Source organism: Vibrio sp. 1288, assembly GCF_033344475.1.
The window spans coordinates 1-803 of the sequence record NZ_JAWPOX010000343.1; the positions used below are offsets into that span (position 1 = coordinate 1).

General features: G+C 45.6%; 1 protein-coding gene. It reads left to right on the forward strand.

The genetic code is table 11. From position 1 onward, the window contains the following. Positions 1-803: acyl-CoA desaturase (locus R8O11_RS26655; protein WP_318194799.1), on the forward strand; the 803-nt coding region annotated here is incomplete at both ends.

Below are 803 nucleotides of genomic sequence, written 5' to 3' on the forward strand. Positions count from 1 at the left end.
CTTTGGAGCCATAAAACTTACGAAGCTCATCCTGTATTACGTGCAATTTTCGCGATTGGCGGCGCTTTTTCTCTCCAAAACAGTGCATTACACTGGTCTTCTGATCACCGAGTGCATCACAAACATGTCGATAACAATGACAAAGATCCCTACTCCGCCAAACGTGGCTTTTGGTATTCACATATTGGCTGGATGTTGCGCGACTACAATAAGTCTAAAGAAAATGAGTACACCAATTGCCGCGATCTAAAACGCGATGGGATTGTGATGTGGCAACACAAGTACTACGTGCCGTTAGCTTTGCTGACTAATATCGGTTTCCCTGTAGCTTTGGGTCTTATCTATGGGGATGTTTGGGGAATGCTGCTGGTTGTTGGCGCAGCTCGCCTGTTCTTGAGCCATCACACAACCTTCTTTATTAACTCTTTGGCGCATGTTTGGGGCAAGCAAACTTTTACGGACAAAAATACGGCCCGCGATAACGGTGTCTTAGCCTTCTTTACCTTTGGCGAGGGTTACCACAATTTTCACCACATCTTTGAGAATGACTACCGCAATGGTGTTTATTGGTGGCACTACGATCCAACTAAATGGCTGATCAAGTCATGTTCTTGGTTGGGGCTGACGTCCAAGCTTCGCACTACATCAACTTTCCGAATTGAAAAAGCGCGAGCAACCCAGTTGTTGAAGAAAGCGAAAGAGAAACTGGAGTCCAAACCCAATGCGCAAACAGTTCTCGATCAACTTCAGCAAGAGTTTGATGCATTGGTTCACCATATGCAGGAATACTACGAAGCACGCAA